Genomic DNA, 22,092 nt, shown 5'->3' on the forward strand with positions numbered 1-22,092 from the left:
TCACTCGATCACGAAGCGCAGCTTGGTGGCATCCTTGCCTTTGCAGCGTTCGTTCATAAAGGCATCGAAGCGCTTGCGCAGCTCATCCGGCATGGCCGGCGAGCCGCCTTGCAGCAGTGCCTGCTTGATCTCGTCGCCCTTGACAGCGATCTTCTCCAGCCCCGACAGGGCCTCTTGCACGGCGTTGGCGAACTCTTGAGTCAAGGGCTCCGGCAGCTTGCGTGAGGTCAGGAAGGCGTCGATCAACTTCTTGCTTGCTGCGGGCAACAGGCCCAGGCTGTCCTGGGTGAACGGGTCTTCCAGGTTTTCCAGCAGGGTCTGCTGCCAGTTGGCCAGCAACTCATCCAGGTCATCGTCCAGCTTGTGCAGGCGGTTGGCGGCGGGCAGCAGTTCCAGTTGCTCAGCAGCCGGGCGGAACTGGCAGTGCGGGCAGACCGCGGCCGTGACCAGCGTCGGCTCATCCAGCGATGAGCAGCTCTTCAGGCCGTTGAGGGATTCCTCGAAGGCGGTGAGCTGGCTGGTGGGCATCAGCGATACGCCGGCCAGCACGCGCAGTGCCAGCAGGCGGTCGTCCTTGCGCAGGGCATTGCGGGTCTTGTCCTCGGCCACGCCGAGGCGCGCCTTGCTGTGGCTGGCGATGTAGGCGGTGATGTAGTCCTTCTTGAGCTGGGCCAGTGTCTGCCGGCCATTACCCAGGATCAGGACGGCGTGCTCGGCGCTGCGGTCCTGGCTGATCTTCTCGAAGATGGCCTTGCGGGCGGCTTCAGCCTGTTTCAGCCACGGGTGCTCGGCGGGCAACACCATCTCGGCCTGCGAGAGGTAGGACGCCGTGCTGCCCAGCTCCGCCACCAGTTCGAGCAGACGCTCGACGGCAGCCAGGATTTCCAGGTTCTTTTTCTGGCCGTCCAGGTCTTCCTCGGTGACGCGCAGGTTCTTGAGTTTGCCGACGGTGTTGTAGGGTGTCAGCGACTCGGTGAATTTCTTCAGCGAATCGAGCCGGGCGTACCAGTCCTTGGCTTCTTCCTCACGCAGCAGGTTCTGGCCCCAGAAACCGAGCTTGCCTTGCTGCAGGTCGGAGCCGGCCTTGAGCACGCGCGGCACCAGCACGCTGACTTTCTCCTGCAGTTTGATGACCGGTTCAATGTCGCCCTGGCTGGCCTTCTGGGCCAGGCCGGACGGCAGGTCGAACAACTCGAACAAGGCGCGCAAAACGGCGAGGTTGATCTCCTTGGGCGCCTCGATGTGTTTGAACTGCTTGAGTTCCTCCAGCGAGCGTTCTGCCAGTTGGCTCAGCTTGCCGGAGTCGATCTTGTCGCCGGTGATCGACAGCACGATGTCACCGGAATAGACCAGTCCACCCAACACGGTGACCAGCAGGTCGGGTTCCAGCCGGTACTTGATCGGTGCGAAATACTCAATGTCGGACGAGCCTGACAGCAGTTCGTTGCGGTTGAGCACCTGGCCGTGGCCCTTGGCTTTGAGCCGGTTCAGCACTTCCTGCGCGTAGCGGGAGTTGGCCGGATCGACACGGTCGCCATCAAGCAGTTCCAGCGCATCAAGCATGGCCGCAGCATCCTTGGTGCGCGTACCGCCGGCCAGAGCGCGCAGTGCGTTGCCGATCAGTTGCTTGCGGTTGGCCTCGGTGACCAGCACCGAGAAGCTGGGGTATTCCGGCGCGAGATCGCCGAAACGCTGGCCCAGTACCAGGCCCGAAATGACGTTCACTACGTCGCGGAAGTTGATGCGCTCTTCCGGGCCGAGACGGGCCCGCTCGCGCAACGATACGCCCTTGGCCCAGTCCTGCAGCGTCTTGGTCTTGCCTTGGTGTGTGACTTCGAAAGCGGTCATCTGCTTTTCTTGCAGCCACTTGCTCATGGACCGCAGCGAGTCCTGGGCTTTGGATAGGTAGACGGCCTTCGCGCCACCGCTGGCGGTGGATGCCAGATCCAGTGCCGCCGCGTATTGCGACAGGTAGCGCTTGTAGTCTTCGTCGGGTGACTTCAGACGGAAGAACACCTCGTCCGCCAGGTTGGCATCGCTGAACTTCGGCCTGTCGAAAGGCTGGATGAAGTAGATGTAGAAGTCGCGCTCAGGCTGTGCCGTGGGCCGGTCATTCGGGGCGCCAAAGAACAGGTAGCCCATGCGCTCGACACGGCGCTCCTGCCATTCGATCTGGTACTGCCAGATCTGGAAGCCGGGGTAACGCAGGTCGTCGCTGCATTCCATCAGCGCCTTGATGGCGCTGTAGTAGGCGCGGTCCAGCGCGTCGTCGGACAGGGCTTCGGCGCGCTTTTCAATCTGCGCGTCGTAGTCAATGTCCTTCTTGAGGTCGAGGTAGTACTGCTCGGTGTCCGGCGCCTTGGAGATGAACTGGCCGTTGACGGTCTTCAGCACTTCCCGCATCACTGTCTGCACCATCGACAGCAGGTTCTCGGCCGGGTCGCCCGGCATGTCCTCCACACCCGGCTGGAACAGGCACAGGGCGTCTCGCAGCTCGGCAGCCGTGGGGCCAATGGGTACATGGATATCGCCGCCCGTGGTCAAACGGTGCACGGCCAACGCGTTGATGACGCGCAGTGCCATTGCCTTGTAGGCCGGGCGCGTGAAGGCCTGCTGTACGCGGGACTCCAGCACTTCGGAGACGCGCATGACTTCTTTGATGTTAGGGTCGGCGCGCAAGACCGAGTTGGCCTTGATGGTGTTCCAGAAACTCTCGTAGCTGATGAACAGCGGCTTGTCGGCGGGCACTTCCTGGTCGAGGATGGCCAGCATGGCAGCCTCGATGGTCTTGAGCGCGCCGCGCTTCTCGGTGAAGTGGATCTGCTCGAAGGTCTTCAGGTAGTCCGGGTGCACCGGGAACAGCCGAACGTACTCGTCCATGCGCTCGTTCATGGAGCCGTAGAACTTGGCGAACGGCGTAAGGTATTCGCGAATCTTATTTTGCTGGTCAGCGGTCTTCTTGAGCAGGCGTGCAGAAACGACGAAGCTCACGTCCTGGCGATCGATGAGGATTTGGGTGAAGCGTTCGTTGACGCGGCGCATGCTGTCGGCAACGTGCTGGAAGCGCACGCTGTCGAAGATGGCTTCCTGCACGCCGGCTACGAAGCGGAACTTCAAGTGCTTGGTGACTTCGCCGATCTGCCGCAGGATGGCCAGGTCCTGCACCAACTCGTGGTCGCGACGGGATTGCAGGTACTCCAGGAACTCGTCGACCACCAGCAGCACGCCCTGGTCCGGGAATTTCTCCGCGAACGCGGCCATCATCTCCTCGAAGGAGTCCTTGTTGTTGAGCTCCTTGTCGGCGGTCGGGAAGGTGTAGTCGACGCCGATCTTTTCGAGGAAGCGCTCAAGCTTCAGGGTGATGATCTGGCGCAGCGGCATCTGCAGCCCACCCACCTCGATGCGCAGCACCTTGAAGCGGCCAGCGATCGGGGCAACCGCTTCGGCGACTTTCGGGTGGCGGATCATCGGCGCGTAAGCGGCGTCTTCAGCCACCAACGACAGCACCGACATCAAGTGCGATTTACCGGTGCCGTAGTTGCCGACGATCAGCACGCCCTTGTGATCGACCGAGTCGTCAAAGCTGAGCTGGGGAACCATGAGCTTGGAGATCCGCTCGGCCATGTCATCGGAGATGACATAGGTGGCGACGAGCTTCTTGGCTTCGTCAGGGCGCCCGGCATCGAGCAGCTGAATGACTGACTCGATCTGCTCGAACTGGATCAGATCTCCGTATTTCATGTTCTTGGCCATATGGTTCTCTCTTCCCCGTAGCTTCAAATTTCGAGTACGACCACGCCATCACGGCTGTAGTCACGATGTTCTGGGTGGCTCATGTCGGCGTACACCAAGCGATCACCGCGCAGCTCGCCAGGCCAGACGGCCACGACGCGCTTGGAATGAGCCAGCCGCCTGACGAGGTCAAGCGGATTGATCTGCAGGCTGGGCTCGAACAACAACTCGAGGTTGTCGAGCAACAGCGGGTCTTCCGTTCGTTCCTTGTCCGCAATCTTCCGCAGCAGTTCGCCTGCCGAGAAGCCGCGCTTGTTGTTCGGCGTGGCGGCCAAACGGCGCCCCAGCTCCAGGCCAACGTTGAGCGGCTCGATGTTGAGCTTGGCGCCGAGCTGGCGCAGCAGTTGGGTCTTCCCACTGCGGCTGGGTCCGACCAGCAGGATCAACTTGCTGTTGAGGTCGCCGATTTCGCCAATGAGTCGTTCGAGTTTTGTGAGCATGCTCATCCCCTCAGTCCGTCTCGGCTTCGAGCCGTTGTTGATCAGGGGAGCGGTAGCCCGGCGCCAGCACGGCGTTGCGCACGCCGTAGATGGCCAGGTGGTCCTTCAGCCATAACCGGTACTCGTGCCCACGCAAGCTGTGGTCGGGTGTGCAGTCCACACTCCATTGGCGAAGGATGTAACCGGCGGTGGCTGCCCGCAGCTTCATCCGCAGCACGCCACCCTGCATGCTGTAGTCCATCTCGGTGATCTCCGGCCGGGGCTGGTCTGGGTGTGGCACCAGCTCCAGTTCGACGATCCGGGTCCACTGAATGTCTTGATCACTGGCCTCGTGGGGCGCCACGGGCTGACCCTTGAGCACCACCGGGCGCTTGATCCGAGTGATGACGAAATCCCGGAACTCCTGCGACTTTCGGTCGAATGCACGGACGTGCCAACGGAGGCCGTTGTCGATCAGCGCGAACGGGACGATCTCCCGTTCAGTGCGGCCACTGGAGATGGAGTGGTACTCGATGCCGAGCGGACACTCCTGGTGAATCGCACGGGTCACGCTCGCCAGCACATCCAGATCCGGATGCGTGAGCCGTGACGGGCTCTCGCTCATCACCCACGCCTTGAGCCGCATCGGCTCACCATCGCCAAAGCCCTGGGTCAGCCACGACAGCACCCGCTCTGGGGGAAAGTCGAATACGGGCCGGAAGTCCGGCCCCAAGACGTAGGACTTGCCCTTGGGGTCGTAGTCGATGTTGCCCGGGGCCAACTTCTTGTACAGCGCCAGATCCCTGGATGCGGCGGCGGACTGGATGCCAAACCGCGTGACCAAGTCCTGACGGCGTATCTCCCCGATGAAGCGCACGCGCAACTCCACAAACGCGAGCCGGTCGCGTTGTGGCTGGGTTAGATCTGCAAGCTGTTCGTTCGTCATCCGTGCGATACCGGGGAAAGATCACTCATCCGGGTCAGTAATTCCTTGTACGAACTCTAGGGGAAAGCCTGCGGTCTACCGGCAACCCCCGAACACTACCATCATGATCACACAAGGGCTGCATTTTAATAACCATCTCCGTTCGAGGCAGCCCATCCACCTGCAGATCTCTGCAGAGCGGCCATCAGGACGCTACGGCACCAAGATCACCACCATAACCAGCTGCTGCCGATGGCCCTCATCGCAACAGGGAGTCTTGAGCTTGTAGAAAAGTTGAAGCGATCGTACAGCACGCTTTGCAGCACAGATCCAACGCATCTGTGTGCCACATCGATATAAGTGCTTCGAGGGACCGCGTCCTGCCCGCTTGGCTCCTATGGCATCCAAACGCTCTGACCAGCAAGGCAGACGCGCCCCCGTCCAGATGGATCCAGCAGCAGCCAGCCCCCGATGGCATACCAGATGGCATACCAGCCAGGCCACAAATGAAAAAAGCCCTTGAAATTCAAGGGCTTAGTTCAAGTATCTGGCGGAGAGGGGGGGATTCGAACCCCCGAGGCGCTATAAACGCCTGCCTGATTTCGAGTCAGGTACATTCAACCACTCTGCCACCTCTCCGGGTGGTCCCCGGCGGACCGGGGACGCGCATCATACGAGGAAGTGAGGCCGACGACAAGTCATTCCGGTCAACGAAGTGAAAATTTCCTGAGTGCATGCCTTGCCGGATGCCTGCAGCCCCCCGATGATGCCTGTCTCCCCAGCAATACCCCGCCCCCGCACACCATGATCGAATTCGGACACCTCACCCACCCCGGCCTGCGCCGCGAGCTCAACGAAGACACCTACTACGGTGACAGCGAGCTGGCCCTGTGGCTGGTGGCCGATGGCATGGGCGGCCACGCCTGCGGCGAGGTGGCCAGCGCGCTGGCGCGCGAAACCATTGTGCGCGAGATCCGCCGTGGCGCGCCGCTGGCCCACGCCATCCGCACCGCCGACGAAGAGATCATCCGCGCCTCGCTGCGGCGCAACGACACCCTGCCGATGGGCACCACCGTGGTCGCCGCACGCGTGCAGGGCAATCGCTATGAAGTGGCATGGGTCGGCGACAGCCGTGCCTATCTGTGGCGTGACGGCCAGCTGGCCCAGCTCAGCCAGGACCACAGCGTGGTGCAGGAACTGGTCGCGCAGGGCAACCTGACTGCCGAACAGGCACGCGCGCATCCGCATCGCAACGTGGTCACCCAGGCGCTGGGCGTAACCGATCCGGCACATCTGAACGTGGCCACCACCAGCGGTGAGCTGCGCCCCGGCATGCAGCTGCTGCTGTGCAGTGACGGCCTGACCGAGGAAGTGGACGACCGCGGTATCGCCCGCACCCTCGCCTTCGAGGACGCAAGCGCGCAGGAATGCGTGGACACGCTGGTCGCCGCCGCGCTCGACGGCGGTGGCCGCGACAACATCAGCGTGATCCTGGTGCGCTGCCACTGACGTCCAGTAGATCCACGCCATGCGTGGATGCGGCACTGCCGGCCGCTGGCCGGCTCACCGGGAAAACGTGTATCGCGCAGAGGCCGGCCAGCGGCCGGCACTCCCCCGATACATTACGCGCTGGCGGCTTCTTCCACCTTCGGGCCATCCCACAGTGCGTGGCCGGCCTTCTTGCGCAGCCGCTCCAGCCGTGCGGCATGTGCTTCCAGCTCCGACGGCGTCGCCACCACGCGCGGGCGCGGCAGCAGCTTGCTGGTATCGAAGGCCTGCAGCGCCGCACCGGCGCCACCGCCATCGTCATCGCCCAGGCCGAAGCCGATTTCTTCCTGGCCCGAGGTCAGCGCGATATAGACGTCGCCCAGGATCTGCGCATCGAGCAGGCCGCCATGCAGCGCACGGTGCGAGTTGTCCACGCCCAGTCGCTTGCACAGCGCATCCAGCGAATTGCGCTGGCCCGGGAAGCGCTCGCGCGCCATCACCAGGGTATCGATCACCGTGCAGCGATCGGTGATCTTCCCGTACTGCGGGCCCAGCAGCGACAGCTCGTTGTCGAGGAAGCCCAGGTCGAACGCCGCGTTGTGGATGATCAGCTCGGCGCCATCGATGAAGGCCAGGAACTCATCGGCAATCTGCGCAAAGTCCGGCTTGTCAGCCAGGAACTCCAGGGTCAGGCCGGTGACCTCCTGCGCGCCCTGTTCGAACTCGCAGTCCGGCTTGATGTACTGGTGGTAGTTGTTGCCGGTCGGGCGGCGCTTGAACAGCTCCACGCAGCCGATTTCAACGATGCGGTTGCCCTTCTTCCATTCCAGGCCGGTGGTTTCGGTATCGAGGATGATCTGACGCATGGGCTCAGTTTACCGGGCTGGAGTCGCGGATCTGGATGGCCGCGTTGCGCGCCAGGGTATCCACTCGTTCGTTGTCCGGGTCACCGGAGTGGCCCTTCACCCAGCGCCAGTCGATCTGGTGCCGCAGCGTGGCCGCCTGCAGGCGCTCCCACAGCTCGCGGTTCTTCACCGGGTCGCCGCCGGCAGTCTTCCAGTTCTTGCGGATCCAGCCAGGCAGCCACTGGGTCAGGCCCTGCCGCACATACTGCGAATCGGTGTAGAGCACGATGTTGCACGGCTCGGTCAGCGACTCCAGGCCGGAGATGGCCGCCATCAGCTCCATCCGGTTGTTGGTGGTGTGCGCTTCGCCACCGCTCAGTTCACGTTCGTGGCCCTTGTAGCGCAGCAGCGCAGCCCAGCCGCCGGGGCCGGGATTGCCAAGGCAGGAACCGTCGGTGTGGATTTCGATGGTTTTCAATACAACTCCAGATCAGGTAGCAACGGTGCCGTGCCAACGCACCGGCAACGGTTTCGGCCCGGGCAGGGCCAGCGTGCGCTTTTCAGCATGGAACAGGCAGGCCGCGCGCAACGGTGCCCAACCGTCCGGGCGGCGGCTGCCGGCGCCGCGCCAGAGCGGGCCGAGGTAACGCATATCGTCGCACTCCAGCCCGTGGCGGCCGAGCAGCAGGCGGATCCGCTGTGGCGTGCGCACCACCAGTCCGTGCTGGCGCCAATGCGTGCGGTAAGGGCTGAACGGGTTGAGGCTGCTCAGCCACAGGTGGCCACCCGGCATCAGCACGCGCTCGCATTCGTCCAGCAGCTGGTCGGCATCGCCCGTGGTGACATGCTGCAGCACGACCGCATTGACGCTCTCGTTGGCCAGCGGCAGCGGCAACGCACAGCGGGTGTCACCGGCATAGCCCTGTCCCTGGCGGAACAGGCGCAGGCCGCGCCCGCCGAGCTGCGCATCGTCCAGCCAGGCCGCACTTGGCGCGATCCACAACCAGGGCTGCGTTGGCAGGACAGACAGCTGCGGCAGCAGCAACTGCCGCTCCAGCACGCGCAAGGAGTCCGCCGGTTCAGTGTCGAACCACGGGGTCTGGCTCGCTTGACGGGTGCTCTGCAGCGCGGGCATGGTCCAATTCTATGCGACTGACTGCCCTGCCCGCATTTGCGGACAACTACATCTGGACGTTGATCGACGACGCTGGCGCCGCCGTGGTCGTCGATCCCGGCGATGCCGCGCCGGTGCTTGCGCTGGCCGATCAGGGCCTGCGCGTGGACACGATCCTGCTCACCCATCACCACGATGACCACATCGGTGGCGTGCCCGCGCTGCAGGCACGTTTTCCCGGAGTCCGGGTCATCGCGCCGGTCGAAGAGCGCATCCCCACGGCAACCGAGCGGGTCGGCGAAGGTGAACGCGTTCAGGCACTGGGCCGGACGTTCCACGTACTATCCGTGCCCGGGCATACCCGCAGCCACATCGCGTTTCACACTGCTGAACATCTTTTCAGCGGAGATTCGTTGTTCAGCCTGGGCTGTGGACGCCTGTTCGAAGGTACGCCGTCCCAGCTTCTGGCATCGATGCGCAAGCTGGGTACCTTGCCCGCGCAACTGCTGCTTTGTTGCGCCCATGAGTACACCGTGTCAAATGCCGTCTTCGCGCGGCATGTCGACCCCGCCAACGCTGCCTTGTGGCAGCGCCAAGAGGAGGCTTTGGCCATGCGCCGCGATGACCGTTCCACCCTGCCGGTAACCCTGGCCAACGAATTCGAGTGCAATCCGTTCCTGCGTGTGCACACTGCGCCGATCCGCGCAGCAGTGTCGGCGCACCTGGGCCGCGACGTCGTTGACGACGTCGACGTCATGGCCGGCCTCCGGCACTGGAAAGACGGCTTCCGCGCATGATGCGCCGAAGTCTGCCGCTGGCCCTGGGCCTGGTCCTGGGGCTGGCCGGAACCGCCGGTGCCCAGTCGCTGGGCGCCGGCATCAGCCAGAACCTGACCGCCGCCGCGGCCCTGCCACTGGATCCGGCCGCGTTGCCGGCTGCCTCGGTGCGCAATGGCCAGGAGATCTTCTCCAGCTTCCGCGACGGCCTGGCCGAGCCCACCTGCGACGCCGAGGCCACCAGCCCGCGCTGGCAGAAGCAGTTCGCCCACGCTCCGTCGCGCCTGGCCAACCAGGATGACGATGCGCTGGTGCTGTTCGGCTACGTGGTCGAAGAGCTGCGCAAGGCCAACCTGCCTACCGAATTCGCACTGATTCCGTTCGTGGAAAGCGGCTATCGGCCCAATGCCCGCAACGGCAGCGGCCCGACCGGCCTGTGGCAGTTCATCGCCACCACCGCGCGCAACCACCGCGTGCCCATGGCCAACGGCTACGACGGCCGCCTGTCGGCGGTCGATTCGACCCAGGCCGCAGTGCGCTACCTGAAGACCCTGCACGGCATGTTCGGCGGCGACTGGCGCCTGGCCACCATGGCCTACAACGCCGGCGAGTACCGCGTGCTGCAGTCGCTGCGCAAGGCCGGCATGAACGCGCAGAACGCCAAGCCGGCGGCGCTGCCCGGCCTGTCGCCGGTCACCTACGCCTACGTCGAGAAGCTGCATGCCCTGGCCTGCGTGCTGGAAGACGTGGAAGACCAGCCCGGCGTGATGGCCTCGCTGGACCGCACCGTGCCGGTGCTGAAGGACCACACCCTGCCAGCTGGCACCAGCGTCCAGCAGTGGGCCGCACAGCGCGCCCTGGACCCGGCCAGGATCGCCCGCCTGAACCCCGCCCTGGCTGGGGGTGGTCGCGCCTCGTCGGGCACCACCCGCGTGCTGGCACCGGTCTCGGCCGCCAATGCGACTGTCGCGGAAGCGGCCACTGCGCTGGTGGCCAGCGCCGCACCGGCTGCCGCCGCCACGCCAACGCCGCAGGTCGCCAAAACCGTCGCCGCGATTGCCGATCGTCCACGCAGCCGCCGCCACACCGTACGTGATGGCGAGTCGGCCTGGACCATCGCCCGCCGCTACGGCATGCCGGTCAAGGCCCTGCTGTCGCTGAACGGTCTGAGCGGCAGCAGCGTGCTGAAGCCGGGCGCCGTGCTGCGCGTGGAAGACTGAGTCAGGCGCGGCACCACCGCGCCCTGCCCTGTTTCCTGTAGAGCCGAGCCCATGCTCGGCTTTTTCATGCCTGCGCCCAGCAGACGCAGTCGAGCATGGCTCGACTCTACAAAAGGCGGTCGAGCAAGCTCGACCACTACCAAAGCTCAAGCGCGCCACAAACGAGGCGAAGGCACAAAAAAGGCCCGGCATTGCCGGGCCTTTTCCTACCTGCTGCCGGCGAGGCTTACAGGTTCGCTTCGGTGGTCTGGACCACGAACTTCTTGCGCATCGCCTCGATGTAGGCCTTGGCCGCGGCCATGCCGTCGATCTGGCTCAGCTGTTCCTTCAGCTGCTTCTGCTGCTCTGCAGTCACTTCCTTGATGTCGCCCGGATTGATCTTGTTCACCGCGAACAGCAGCGCGTGGCCATTGACGTCAACCTTGCCATAGCTCGGCTTGCCTTCGGCCGGCACCGGCGCACTGAAGATCGCGCGGTTGATTTCCGGGGTCGGCACCGGCTGGCTGCGCGGCAGGCCCGGCATCGGGCTCAGCTGCAGCTTCTCGCTGGCAGCCAGCGACTGCAGGGTGGCACCTGCCTTCAGCTGGGCCAGGATGGCATCGGCGGCCTTGTCGCTGGCCTGGCGCTGGCGGTCAGCACGGATCGCGGCGATCACCTGCTCACGGGCCTTGTCCAGCGGCAGGGCCTGTTCCGGGGTGTGCGCAGCCACGCGGATGACCACGCTGTGATTGGTCGCGCCACCCAGGGCGATCGGGTCGCTGGCGGTACCGTCCTGCACCAGCACGTCGGAGAACGCAGCACGCAGCACAGCCGGGTCAGCGGCAATGCCACTGGCGGTCGCGCGGGTGATCGGGCCCAGCGTCTGCAGCGGCAGGTTCACTTCCTTGGCCGCAGCGGCCAGGTCGCTCGGGCTCTTGTTGATGGCATCGACCAGACGGCCGGCCAGCTCGTTGAAGCCGCGCTCACCGTCGGCCTTCAGCTGCTCGGCGGCCAGCGTGTCACGCACTTCCTCGAACGACTTGCCCTGGCCACCGCGCACAGCGACCACCTTGATGATGTGGTAGCCGAACTCGGTCTTCACCGGGCCGATCACGTCACCGGCCTTGGCCGCAAACAGTGCGTCCTCGAACGGCTTCACCATCGCACCGCGTTCGACCCAGCCCAGGTCCCCGCCCTGGTCCTTGGAGCCCGGATCTTCCGAATTGGCCTTGGCCAGCGCGCCGAAATCGGCACCGGCGGCCTTGGCTTCGGCAGCGATCTTGTTCGCCTTGGCTTCGGCGCCGTCACCGGTGATCAGGATGTGCGAGGCCTGGCGCTGCTCCGGCGAGGTGAACTTCGCCTTCTCGTCTTCATAGCGCTTGCGCAGGGTCGCTTCATCGGCCGCGGTCGGTGCCGGCAGGTTCGCGCCGTTGATCTCGACGTACTCCAGCGACACGCTCTCGGCCTGGCGGAAATCCTTGCCGTGGCTGTCGTACCACTTCTTGATCTGCTCATCGGTGACCGGCGCGGTATCGGCCGGTACCGGCGGCAACGCGGCCAGCTCGACGTCGCGGGTTTCGCCCAGCAGCTTCAACAGGCGCTCGGTCTCGGCCTGGGTGACGAAGCCGGAGCTCTGCAGGCCCGACGGGATCACCGACTGCTGCAGGCTCTCACGCACCAGTTCCTGGAACTGGGTCGGCGTACGCGGCGGGTTGCTGCCGGCCAGCGCCAGGCGATAGTTGTTCTCGTTGAACTTGCCGTTCGAATCGAGGAACGCCGGCATGGTCGCGATGTACTCGCGCACCGCGCCGTCGCCGATCACCACGCCCGCCTGTTCTCCGACCAGGCGCACGACCTGCTCGTCGATCAGCTGGTCAAGCACGGCCATCTTGTTCTCGGTGCTCTCGAACGCGCGCGGGTCGAAGTCGTCGCCCTGCTGCTGGCGCTCACGCATGCGCTCCTGCTCGAAACGCGTGCGGAAATCCTGCGAGCTGATCTCGTGGTGCTGCCACAGCATGCGCACCGGCCACCACGACGGCGCCGAACGCCACCAGGTCGGCGGCGCGGAAACCTTGGCCACGTTCTGTGCGCCAACGCCACCGAGGTAGCTGTTGTCGATCACGAACAGGAACGGAATCATCAGCAGCCCCAGGATCACGGTGACGATCCAGCCTGAGGTCTTGTCGCGGAGTTTCTGCAGCATGGTGAGGAATCACAAGGCCTGATTGGCGAGCCCGGCAGTGTAACCCGCTTCGCCGCAGGGACCAAAAGCAGCACCGGCGCGGCCTGCGCCACCTCCGCCGGCGATATGCCACGCACGGCATCGGCAACGTTCGGCGCGCCACAAAGAAAAAGCCCCCGGCTTGCGCCGAGGGCTTTTGAAGTTGGCGGAGCGGACGGGACTCGAACCCGCGACCTCCGGCGTGACAGGCCAGCATTCTAACCAGCTGAACTACCGCTCCGCGCTGAAACTTTGCAGGCGCCCAGTATATCCGAAGATTCCCTGGAAACCCAGCCCGATGAACACTTTTTTCAAAGTTTTTTCACAGGGACTTAAGAATTCTGCAATGGCGGAGCGGACGGGACTCGAACCCGCGACCTCCGGCGTGACAGGCCAGCATTCTAACCAGCTGAACTACCGCTCCGTTCTTGCAAAAACCTTTTCGTCTTCCTCCCGAACCTGTCGGTGAGAAGACAAGGCCCCCAGCTTTAGGCCGGGGGCCTCGATGTAATGGCGGAGCGGACGGGACTCGAACCCGCGACCTCCGGCGTGACAGGCCAGCATTCTAACCAGCTGAACTACCGCTCCGCGTTGCTGCTTTTTTTGCTTTCAGCCGGCCTGGACCGGGGAGAAAACAAAGCCTCCAGCTTTTGGCCGGAGGCCTCGTTGAATGGCGGAGCGGACGGGACTCGAACCCGCGACCTCCGGCGTGACAGGCCAGCATTCTAACCAGCTGAACTACCGCTCCACACTCAAACTTTTACCGCGGTGCTGTGGTGGGTGCTGAGGGTTTCGAACCCCCGACCCTCTCCGTGTAAAGGAGACGCTCTACCGCTGAGCTAAGCACCCCAGCGAGCCGCTTAGTTTACAGCATCCTTCAGGGTCTTACCAGCCTTGAACGACGGATTCTTCGAAGCAGCGATCTTGATGGTGTCGCCGGTCTTCGGGTTGCGGCCGGTGCGGGCAGCACGGTCGCGGACCTGGAAGGTACCGAAGCCAACCAGGGTGACCGCATCGCCGTCCTTCAGCGCCTTGGTGACGGCAGCAACGACGGCATCGACAGCGCGGCTGGACTCGGCCTTGGTCAGGTCTGCAGCTTCAGCAACGGCATCGATCAATTCGGTCTTGTTCATTCTCTACAACTCCTTTGGCGGTGGGTTCCGCTTATTCGACAGGGAAGCAACCGCACGCGCTCTGCATGCGGCCGCCATGTGGAAACGGTTCGCCGAATTCAGCGATCGCCAGACTGCGATCACTCATTCGCGAGTGCTGCTTTTATACCAGCGGCCCTACCCCCACGCAAGCTGGAAAGCCAGCAACGACGCGGGTTTCGGGCCATTGGACAGCGCGCGTCAATGCTTGACGCGCGCGTTTCCACTCGGTTTGGCCTTGCTGCGCACCGTGACACGTTGCGCACTCTTGCGCGCCTTCTTCGGTGCCAACGGACGCTCCAGCGCCAGGTCCAGGACTTCTTCGATGTACTTCACCGGCACGATCTCCAGATCGCGGGTGACGTTGGCCGGGATGTCGGCCAGGTCCTTGCGGTTCTCTTCCGGGATGATGACCGTGCGGATGCCGCCACGCAGTGCGGCCAGCAGTTTCTCCTTCAGGCCACCGATGGCGGTGACGCGACCACGCAGGGTGATCTCGCCGGTCATCGCCACATCGGCGCGCACCGGCACCTTGGTCAGCATCGACACCAGCGACGTGACCATCGCCGCACCGGCACTCGGGCCGTCCTTCGGCGTGGCGCCATCGGGCACGTGCAGGTGCACGTCGTGCTTCTGCAGGAAGTCGCTGTCGATGCCGAAGCCGACCGCGCGCGAACGCACCACCGACAGCGCCGCCGACGCCGATTCCTTCATCACGTTGCCGAGCTGGCCGGTAAGGATCAGCTGGCCCTTGCCCGGCACCAGCGTCGATTCGATCTGCAGCAGATCGCCACCGACTTCGGTCCAGGCCAGGCCGGTGACCAGGCCGATCTCGTTCTCTTCCTCGGCACGGCCGAAGTCGAAGCGACGCACGCCCAGGTACTTGTCCAGGTTCTTGCTGGACACGCTCACCAGCGCCTTGGACTTCTTCGCGCCCTTCTTCGCCTTCACCGGCTGCGGCCCGGCCAGCGCGATCTCCTTCACCACCTTGCGGCAGATCTTGGCGATCTCGCGTTCCAGGTTGCGCACGCCCGATTCGCGCGTGTAGTAGCGCACGATGTCCTGGATCGCATCACTGCCGATCTCCAGCTCTTCCGGCTGCAGGCCGTTGGCCTTGATCTGCTTCGGCACCAGGTAGCGGGTGGCGATGTTGAGCTTCTCGTCCTCGGTGTAGCCGGGGATGCGGATCACTTCCATGCGGTCCAGCAGCGGGCCCGGAATGTTGAGCGAGTTCGAGGTCGCCACGAACATCACTTCGGACAGGTCCAGGTCCACTTCCAGGTAGTGGTCGTTGAACGCGTTGTTCTGCTCCGGATCGAGCACTTCCAGCAGCGCCGAAGACGGATCGCCACGGAAGTCCATCGACATCTTGTCGATCTCATCGAGCACGAACAGCGGGTTCTTGCTGCCGACCTTGTTGAGGTTCTGCACGATGCGGCCCGGCATCGAACCGACGTAGGTACGACGGTGGCCACGGATCTCGGCCTCGTCGCGTACGCCGCCCAGCGACATGCGCACGAACTTGCGGTTGGTGGCCTTGGCGATGGACTGGCCGAGCGAAGTCTTGCCCACGCCCGGCGGCCCGACCAGGCACAGGATCGGGCCCTTCATCTGCTTCACGCGCGACTGCACCGCCAGGTATTCAAGGATGCGTTCCTTGACCTTCTCCAGGCCGTAGTGGTCGGCATCGAGGGTGTCCTGCGCGGCCTTCAGGTCCTTGCGCACCTTGCTGCGCTTCTTCCACGGCACGCCCAGCAACCACTCCAGGTAGTTGCGCACGACGGCCGCTTCGGCCGACATCGGCGACATCTGCTTGAGCTTGTTCAGTTCGTTGCGCGCCTTGGCTTCAACGGCCTTCGGCATGCCGGCTTCGGCGATCTTGCGGGCCAGTTCTTCCAGCTCGCCCGGCGCGTCGTCCAGGTCACCCAGTTCCTTCTGGATGGCCTTCATCTGCTCGTTGAGGTAGTACTCGCGCTGGCTCTTCTCCATCTGCGACTTCACGCGGCCGCGGATGCGCTTCTCCATCTGCTGCACGTCGATCTCGCCGTCGACCAGGCCGACCAGCATCTCCAGGCGGTCACCGACGGCCAGCGTTTCCAGCAGGCGCTGCTTGTCGGCCAGGCGCACGCTGATGTGCGCGGCGATGGTGTCGGCCAGGCGCGCCGGCTCATCGATGCCCGACAGCGTCTGCAACAGTTCCGGCGGCAGCTTGCGGTTGGTCTTCACGTACTGCTCGAACAGCGACATCAGCGAGCGGGCGATCGCCTCGACCTCGCGCGCTTCGCGCTCGTCGCTGGCATCGATCTCCACGGCCTGGCCGTGCAGCGAGCCGTTGCGCTCGTCGACGTGGGTGACCTGCACGCGCGACAGGCCTTCGACCAGCACCTTGATGGTGCCGTCGGGCAGCTTCAGCAGCTGCAGCACCTGCGCCAGCGTACCGACCTGGTAGAGGTCGGCCGCATGCGGGTCGTCGGTCTCGGCCGACTTCTGCGCCAGCAGCAGGATGCGCTTGTCCGCTTCCATTGCCTGTTCGAGCGCGTGCATGGACTTGTCACGGCCGACGAACAGCGGGATGACCATGTGCGGGAACACCACTACGTCGCGCAGCGGCAGGACCGGCAGGTCGAGGGTTTCACTTGGGGAACGGGCCATGGGGGCTCCAGGGAAGGGGAAAACCGCCTCCGGGAGGGCATCTTCCGGAGACAAAAAAAGCCGATGGCCCCGTTATGGGGCCATCGGCTTTCAGATGCAAGGCATTCCTTGAAAATCCTTTCCAATCAACAACCTGGAAGGATCACTCGGCGCCTGCGGCCTTCTGTTCAGGGGCCGCCGGGGTCTGGTAGATCAGGTACGGCTCGGACTTGTGCTCGATCACCGACTCGTCCACCACCACCTTGCTGACGTTTTCCTGCGACGGCAGGTCGTACATGGTGTCCAGCAGGACCGATTCGACGATGGTGCGCAGGCCACGGGCGCCGGTCTTGCGCTTGAGCGCCTTCCTGGCGATGGCCGACAACGCGTCCGGACGGAACTCCAGTTCCACGTTCTCCATCTCGAACAGCTTCTTGAACTGCTTGGTGATGGCGTTCTTCGGCTCGGTCAGGATCTTGATCAGGGCTGGCTCGTCCAGCTCCTCCAGGGTCGCCACCACCGGCAGGCGGCCGACGAACTCGGGAATCAGGCCGAACTTGATCAGGTCTTCCGGCTCGACTTCGGCCAGCACCTTGCCCACTTCCTGCTTGCGCTCGCTGCTCTTCACCTTGGCGCCGAAGCCGATGCTGCCGACGTCGGTGGAACGGGCCTGGATCACCTTGTCCAGCCCGGCGAACGCGCCGCCGCAGATGAACAGGATGTTCTTGGTGTCCACCTGCAGGAATTCCTGCTGCGGGTGCTTGCGGCCGCCCTGCGGCGGAACGCTGGCCACGGTGCCTTCGATCAGCTTCAGCAGGGCCTGCTGCACGCCTTCGCCGGACACATCGCGGGTGATCGACGGGTTCTCGCTCTTGCGCGAGATCTTGTCGATTTCATCGATGTAGACGATGCCCTGCTGTGCCTTCTCGACGTCGTAGTCGCACTTCTGCAGCAGCTTCTGGATGATGTTCTCCACGTCCTCGCCCACGTAACCGGCTTCGGTCAGCGTGGTGGCGTCGGCCATGGTGAACGGCACGTTGAGCAGGCGGGCCAGGGTTTCGGCCAGCAGCGTCTTGCCCGAACCGGTCGGGCCGACCAGCAGGATGTTCGACTTCGCCAGTTCGACGTCGTCGTTCTTCTGCCGGCTCTCGATGCGCTTGTAGTGGTTGTACACGGCCACGGCCAGGGTGCGCTTGGCACGGTTCTGGCCGATCACGTACTGGTCGAGGACCTCGAGGATCTCGCGCGGCTTGGGCAGCGAACTGCGCGCCGACTGCGCCTTTTCCTCGAGCTCCTCACGGATGATGTCGTTGCACAGCTCCACGCACTCATCGCAGATGAATACGCTCGGACCCGCAATCAGCTTGCGCACTTCATGCTGGCTCTTGCCGCAGAAAGAGCAGTAGAGGATCTTGCCGGTGTCCGTGGAACGACCTTGGCGGTCTTCGCTCATGCTTCGCTTACCCAGTTACCCCACCCGCTGAACGGGGGTTCGATTCGAGAATAGCACAGGGCCGAGGGGACGCCAGTCCCGCCCGACCCTGCAGGAACGGGGCCTCCATGGCCCCGTGAAGGCCGGTCAACCGGCCTGGATCGACTCATCCGGACGACGCTCCAGAACCTGGTCGACCAGACCGTAGGCCTGCGCCTCGAAGGCGCTCTTGAAGTTGTCGCGCTCGGTGTCGCGGGCGATCGTCTCCAGCGACTGGCCGGTGTGCTTGGCCAGCACCTCGTTCAGGCGCGAACGCAGGGTCAGGATCTCGCGCGCGTGGATGTCGATGTCGGTGGCCTGGCCCTGGTAGCCGCCCAGCGGCTGATGGATCATCACGCGCGAATTCGGCAGCGCATAGCGCTTGCCGGCTTCGCCCGCGGCCAGCAGCAGGGCGCCCATCGAGGCGGCCTGGCCGATGCAGGTGGTGCTCACATTCGGCTTGATGTACTGCATGGTGTCGTAGATCGCCATGCCGGCGGTGACCACGCCACCCGGCGAGTTGATGTAGATGTTGATGTCCTTTTCCGGGTTTTCCGATTCCAGGAACAGCAACTGCGCCACCACCACGTTGGCCATGTGATCGTCGATCGGGCCCACGAGGAAGATCAGGCGCTCCTTCAACAGGCGCGAATAGATGTCGTAGGCACGCTCGCCGCGGCTGGTCTGCTCGACCACCATCGGAACCAGGTTCAGGGCTTTGGTTCGGTTGTCCATTACGTGAGGTACCTATCTTGGGGGGCAACAACCCCGCGCCGGCAAAGGCGCGGGGCATCCGGTGATCCGCCCGGGATTACTGGCGGATCGCGTCCTGGAACGACAGCTTCTCTTCGGTGTGCTGGGCACGCTCGGCGATCCAGTCGATCACCTGCTCTTCCATCACGCGGTTCTGCAGGCCAGACATCAGCTGGGGGTCGTTGCGGTACATCTCAATGACCTGTTCCGGCTCTTCGTAGGTCGAAGCGATCAGACGCATCGTTTCGTTCAGGCGCTTGGCTTCCAGGCGCAGGTCGTTGATGCGGGCCACTTCACCGACCAGCAGGCCGACCAGCACGCGCTTGGCGGCGGCGTCCTTGAAGCCTTCATGGGCATCTGCCGGGATTTCGCCGACGTTCTGGCCATTGCGGCGGATCTGCTCGACCTGCTGGGCCAGCATGGCGCGGGCTTCGTTCTCGACCAGGCGCGGCGGCATTTCCACCGAGGCGTAGGCGGCGATCAGCTGCTCGCCCACTTCACGGCGCAGGCGGTTCATCAGCGCGCCCTTCAGCTCGCGCTCCAGGTTGGCGCGGATGTCGCTGCGGAACTGCTCGACGTCGCCGCCCTTCACGCCGAAGCTCTTGATGAAGGCTTCGTCGACCGCCGGCACGACCGGCTCGGACACTTCGGCGACCTTGACGGTGACCTGCACGGTCTTGCCGGCCAGCACCGGCACGCGCCAGTCAGCCGGGAACTCGACGTCCAGGGTCTTTTCTTCGCCCTTGGCCAGGCCGACCAGGCCCTTTTCGATGGTGTCGAACATCATGCCCTGGCCGAGCACGATCGACCCCTTCTCGGTGCCTTCGGCCGGCAGGCGCTCTTCGCCGGCCTGCGACCAGGTTTCCACCGCGACCAGGTCACCGTCCTGCGCGCCACGGCTGACCGGGGCCCAGGTACGACGCTGGTTCTGCAGGTTCTCGATCATCTGGTCGATGTCGGCGTCGGTGATCTCGGCGCTGTGGCGCACGACGGTCAGCTTGCTGACGTCGATGTCGCCGAAGTCCGGCACCACTTCCACGGTGGCCACGAAGGAGAACTCACCCTCGTCGCCCTTGTCGATGCGCGGGCTGCCGACGATGCGCAGGTCGTGCTCGCGCACGGCGGCATCGAAGGTCTCGCGCAGCAGTCCGTCCAGCGCCTCGCCACGGACCTGCGCGCCGAAGCGCTGCTCGATCACCTTGGCCGGCACCTTGCCCGGACGGAAACCCTTGATGCGGGTGGTGCGGGCGATTTCGCCCAGGCGGCCGACGATGTGGCTCTGCAGACGCTCTTCCGGCAGCGAGAAGCTCAGGCGGCGTTCCAGGTTGCCGGTGGATTCGATCGAAGCTTGCATGTTGACTCCTGCCACCGGTGGCCCAGGCCCCCGGCTCGATGATTGGGATGAAACGGTTGTAAGGACACGACGTCTGGGACGCGCCTGCTTGCCGCAGCCCTTTAGTTTCGCCCAATTCGGTCTGCACTGCCAGCGCGTGCCGGTCAAGGGGGCGCCGATGGCCCGATCAGGGCGGGGACAGGCCGGCACTGGTGCGAAAGGGGGGACTCGAACCCCCACGCCTTGCGGCACTGGAACCTAAATCCAGGGCGTCTACCAATTCCGCCACTTTCGCGTGGCCGGCACAGGTGTTCATTGTCGCAGGCGGCGACTGGAATCGGAAGGCCTGCACAAAGCTGAATCCACGACGCTCCGCGCCATCGCTGCGTCGCAGCCACCCCGGCGGGCGCGCGGCCCGCCGGGGCGGTTGCGGCTCACTGCTGCGGGACGGCGCGGGCCGGTGCCACGCCTGCGCCTGAGTCGACGGCCGCATCCACCTTCCGGACCTCCACGCCCCCATCGTCGGTACGACGCAGGGCCACCGACTCCGGCGCAGCCTTGCGCACATCCACCGAACCGTCCGCATTGCGCTGCATGTCCACCGCGTCGGGCAGAACCTCCCCCTCCGCGGGCTGGGCCGGCTTCATCTGCATGGCGTCACCGACCGGGCGCGCCGGAATGCTCTCCACGCCCGCATCGCGCTCGACGGTCTGCGCGGGATCATCGCCCGGCGTGCAGGCCGCCAGTGCCATCAACGCGAAGGGAACCCACAGCGTGCGGTGCAATCGAGTGATCTCAGCCATCAACATCTTCCTTCGTGCATGCGCCATCGGCGCGGAAGGTCCATTGGGTGCGATGCAGGACGCGTGCGGTGAGAAGCAGCGCACAGCATTGAAAACACTGATGACGCGTATGCCCCTGATTTCAGCACCGCTTCAGTAGATCCACGCCATGCGTGGATGACGCGCAACCCGGCGCGCAGACAAGAAAAAAGTCACTTGGCGAACCAAGTGGGAAGCTGCCGCGCATTCGCGCCGCAGCCCCACGCTCTGCGCGGCAAAGCGCGGGCCCCACTTCATCAGCCCCCACATCCCCGCGGCTTCGCCGCGCCCCCTTGACTCAAGGGGGCTCCACACCAGCCAGCGCACTGACATCCGCACGCGCAGCCCGGCGCGCAGGCAAGAAAAAAGCCACTTGGCGAACCAAGTGGCTTTCGTCTGGTGGGCTGTCAAGGATTCGAACCTTGGACCTATTGATTAAGAGTCAACTGCTCTACCAACTGAGCTAACAGCCCGAAATCGGGCGCGAATTATGACCCGATCCGCTCGGTGGGTGCAAGCACTTTCTTCAACATCGTTGAAACCAGCACTGCGATCCCGATACGTTGCAGATCCACGCCAGGCGGGGCCCTGCAACGTGTGACCCATCGAAACGAAAGGGTCACACTTATAAGAAAAAAGCCACCTGGCGTACCAGGTGGCTTCCATCTTGGTGGGCCGTCAAGGATTCGAACCTTGGACCTATTGATTAAGAGTCAACTGCTCTACCAACTGAGCTAACGGCCCGTGAAACTCAGACGCACATTGTAGCGTGCTTTCTGTTTATTGCAATACCGTTTCGGCTGCGCCGATGCGGTTGAATCAGTGGGGTGGCTGAGGGGATTCGAACCCCCGACCACCGGAATCACAATCCGGTACTCTAACCAACTGAGCTACAGCCACCACTGAAACTTTCGTTCCCCGCCGATGCCGCTGGCGATGGAACCTCAAACCTTTGCCTGGAGACTGTCACCGAAGTTCCGGTCCGCCGAAGCGAGTCCGATATTCTGGTGGAGTCTTTACGCTTTTGCAAGCACTTCTTCACATCCGCCGATGCGATCCCGCTGTCCCGCCGATGGCGCGCCCGACAGGAATCGAACCTGTAACCGCCGGCTTAGAAGGCCGGTGCTCTATCCAGTTGAGCTACGGGCGCCCG

Annotated in this window: 16 protein-coding genes and 11 tRNA genes; 3 read left to right on the forward strand and 24 right to left on the reverse strand. The window is 64.2% G+C overall.

The window, feature by feature from the left end; all coding sequences use genetic code 11:
• The 4 genes from BKE09_RS06610 to BKE09_RS06625 all read right to left on the reverse strand — a co-directional run bounded on the left by BKE09_RS06610 (position 1) and on the right by BKE09_RS06625 (position 5,775).
• Complete coding sequence (locus BKE09_RS06610) at positions 1-3,741, reverse strand: DUF6079 family protein (RefSeq protein WP_075676612.1); 3,741 nt, start codon at positions 3,739-3,741, stop codon at positions 1-3.
• A 35-nt stretch (positions 3,742-3,776) separates the two neighbouring features.
• A complete protein-coding gene (brxF, locus tag BKE09_RS06615; RefSeq protein ID WP_083663066.1) occupies positions 3,777-4,238 on the reverse strand; it encodes a BREX-3 system P-loop-containing protein BrxF in 462 nt (153 codons plus the stop codon).
• Between the two features lie 4 nt (positions 4,239-4,242).
• The gene (locus BKE09_RS06620) at positions 4,243-5,157 is read right to left on the reverse strand and encodes a WYL domain-containing protein (protein WP_075675238.1); all 915 of its coding nucleotides are present in this window, start codon (positions 5,155-5,157) and stop codon (positions 4,243-4,245) included.
• A 527-nt stretch (positions 5,158-5,684) separates the two neighbouring features.
• A tRNA-Ser gene (locus BKE09_RS06625) sits at positions 5,685-5,775 on the reverse strand.
• Positions 5,776-5,940: 165 nt separating this feature from the next.
• Between BKE09_RS06625 and BKE09_RS06630 the strand changes: the two genes are divergently transcribed.
• Positions 5,941-6,645 (forward strand): PP2C family serine/threonine-protein phosphatase, encoded by a 705-nt coding sequence (locus BKE09_RS06630; RefSeq protein WP_075675239.1) that lies wholly within the window; start codon positions 5,941-5,943, stop codon positions 6,643-6,645.
• A gap of 113 nt (positions 6,646-6,758) precedes the next feature.
• On the opposite strand, the gene dnaQ is transcribed toward BKE09_RS06630, so the two are convergent.
• The 3 genes from dnaQ to BKE09_RS06645 are packed head-to-tail and all read right to left on the reverse strand — an operon-like array spanning position 6,759 to position 8,604.
• The gene (gene dnaQ / locus BKE09_RS06635) at positions 6,759-7,490 is read right to left on the reverse strand and encodes a DNA polymerase III subunit epsilon (protein ID WP_075675240.1); all 732 of its coding nucleotides are present in this window, start codon (positions 7,488-7,490) and stop codon (positions 6,759-6,761) included.
• 4 nt (positions 7,491-7,494) lie between these two features.
• Positions 7,495-7,947: a ribonuclease HI gene (gene rnhA, locus BKE09_RS06640; protein WP_046982837.1), complete on the reverse strand. Its 453-nt coding sequence runs from the start codon at positions 7,945-7,947 to the stop codon at positions 7,495-7,497.
• A gap of 12 nt (positions 7,948-7,959) precedes the next feature.
• On the reverse strand, positions 7,960-8,604 hold the full coding sequence (locus BKE09_RS06645) for a methyltransferase domain-containing protein (RefSeq protein ID WP_075675241.1): 645 nt from the start codon (positions 8,602-8,604) through the stop codon (positions 7,960-7,962).
• A gap of 11 nt (positions 8,605-8,615) precedes the next feature.
• Between BKE09_RS06645 and gloB the strand changes: the two genes are divergently transcribed.
• Positions 8,616-9,380, forward strand: a complete 765-nt coding sequence (gene gloB, locus BKE09_RS06650; RefSeq protein WP_075675242.1) for a hydroxyacylglutathione hydrolase — start codon at positions 8,616-8,618, stop codon at positions 9,378-9,380.
• Positions 9,377-10,579 carry a lytic transglycosylase domain-containing protein gene (locus tag BKE09_RS06655; protein WP_075675243.1) on the forward strand — a complete coding sequence of 401 codons (1,203 nt, stop codon included), beginning with the start codon at positions 9,377-9,379 and terminating at the stop codon, positions 10,577-10,579. The genes gloB and BKE09_RS06655 overlap by 4 nt, the downstream gene beginning before the upstream one ends.
• Positions 10,580-10,805: 226 nt before the next feature.
• Here BKE09_RS06655 and BKE09_RS06660 read toward each other — a convergent pair whose 3' ends face one another.
• The 17 genes from BKE09_RS06660 to BKE09_RS06740 all read right to left on the reverse strand — a co-directional run bounded on the left by BKE09_RS06660 (position 10,806) and on the right by BKE09_RS06740 (position 22,089).
• Positions 10,806-12,761: a peptidyl-prolyl cis-trans isomerase gene (locus tag BKE09_RS06660; protein WP_075675244.1), complete on the reverse strand. Its 1,956-nt coding sequence runs from the start codon at positions 12,759-12,761 to the stop codon at positions 10,806-10,808.
• Between the two features lie 182 nt (positions 12,762-12,943).
• Positions 12,944-13,020, reverse strand: a tRNA-Asp gene (locus tag BKE09_RS06665).
• Between the two features lie 106 nt (positions 13,021-13,126).
• Positions 13,127-13,203: transfer RNA gene (locus BKE09_RS06670), tRNA-Asp, on the reverse strand.
• 87 nt (positions 13,204-13,290) lie between these two features.
• Positions 13,291-13,367 (reverse strand) — tRNA-Asp (locus BKE09_RS06675).
• Between the two features lie 83 nt (positions 13,368-13,450).
• Positions 13,451-13,527, reverse strand: a tRNA-Asp gene (locus tag BKE09_RS06680).
• 26 nt (positions 13,528-13,553) lie between these two features.
• Positions 13,554-13,628 (reverse strand) — tRNA-Val (locus tag BKE09_RS06685).
• 11 nt (positions 13,629-13,639) lie between these two features.
• The gene (locus tag BKE09_RS06690; protein ID WP_075675245.1) at positions 13,640-13,912 is read right to left on the reverse strand and encodes an HU family DNA-binding protein; all 273 of its coding nucleotides are present in this window, start codon (positions 13,910-13,912) and stop codon (positions 13,640-13,642) included.
• A gap of 219 nt (positions 13,913-14,131) precedes the next feature.
• On the reverse strand, positions 14,132-16,582 hold the full coding sequence (gene lon / locus BKE09_RS06695; RefSeq protein WP_014036146.1) for an endopeptidase La: 2,451 nt from the start codon (positions 16,580-16,582) through the stop codon (positions 14,132-14,134).
• Positions 16,583-16,724: 142 nt separating this feature from the next.
• Positions 16,725-18,014 carry an ATP-dependent Clp protease ATP-binding subunit ClpX gene (gene clpX, locus BKE09_RS06700; RefSeq protein WP_004154600.1) on the reverse strand — a complete coding sequence of 430 codons (1,290 nt, stop codon included), beginning with the start codon at positions 18,012-18,014 and terminating at the stop codon, positions 16,725-16,727.
• Between the two features lie 126 nt (positions 18,015-18,140).
• Entirely contained in the window at positions 18,141-18,767 is a 627-nt protein-coding gene (clpP, locus tag BKE09_RS06705) for an ATP-dependent Clp endopeptidase proteolytic subunit ClpP (protein ID WP_004146318.1), read from the reverse strand.
• A 76-nt stretch (positions 18,768-18,843) separates the two neighbouring features.
• On the reverse strand, positions 18,844-20,139 hold the full coding sequence (gene tig / locus BKE09_RS06710; protein ID WP_014036145.1) for a trigger factor: 1,296 nt from the start codon (positions 20,137-20,139) through the stop codon (positions 18,844-18,846).
• Positions 20,140-20,328: 189 nt separating this feature from the next.
• Positions 20,329-20,413: transfer RNA gene (locus BKE09_RS06715), tRNA-Leu, on the reverse strand.
• A gap of 139 nt (positions 20,414-20,552) precedes the next feature.
• Positions 20,553-20,921 (reverse strand): hypothetical protein, encoded by a 369-nt coding sequence (locus BKE09_RS06720; RefSeq protein WP_075675246.1) that lies wholly within the window; start codon positions 20,919-20,921, stop codon positions 20,553-20,555.
• A 415-nt stretch (positions 20,922-21,336) separates the two neighbouring features.
• Positions 21,337-21,412: transfer RNA gene (locus BKE09_RS06725), tRNA-Lys, on the reverse strand.
• A gap of 195 nt (positions 21,413-21,607) precedes the next feature.
• Positions 21,608-21,683, reverse strand: a tRNA-Lys gene (locus BKE09_RS06730).
• 79 nt (positions 21,684-21,762) lie between these two features.
• Positions 21,763-21,839, reverse strand: a tRNA-His gene (locus BKE09_RS06735).
• Positions 21,840-22,012: 173 nt separating this feature from the next.
• Positions 22,013-22,089 (reverse strand) — tRNA-Arg (locus tag BKE09_RS06740).
• Positions 22,090-22,092: the final 3 nt, after the last annotated feature.

This window comes from Stenotrophomonas sp. TD3 (genome assembly GCF_001939825.1).
Classification (GTDB): Bacteria; Pseudomonadota; Gammaproteobacteria; order Xanthomonadales; family Xanthomonadaceae; genus Stenotrophomonas.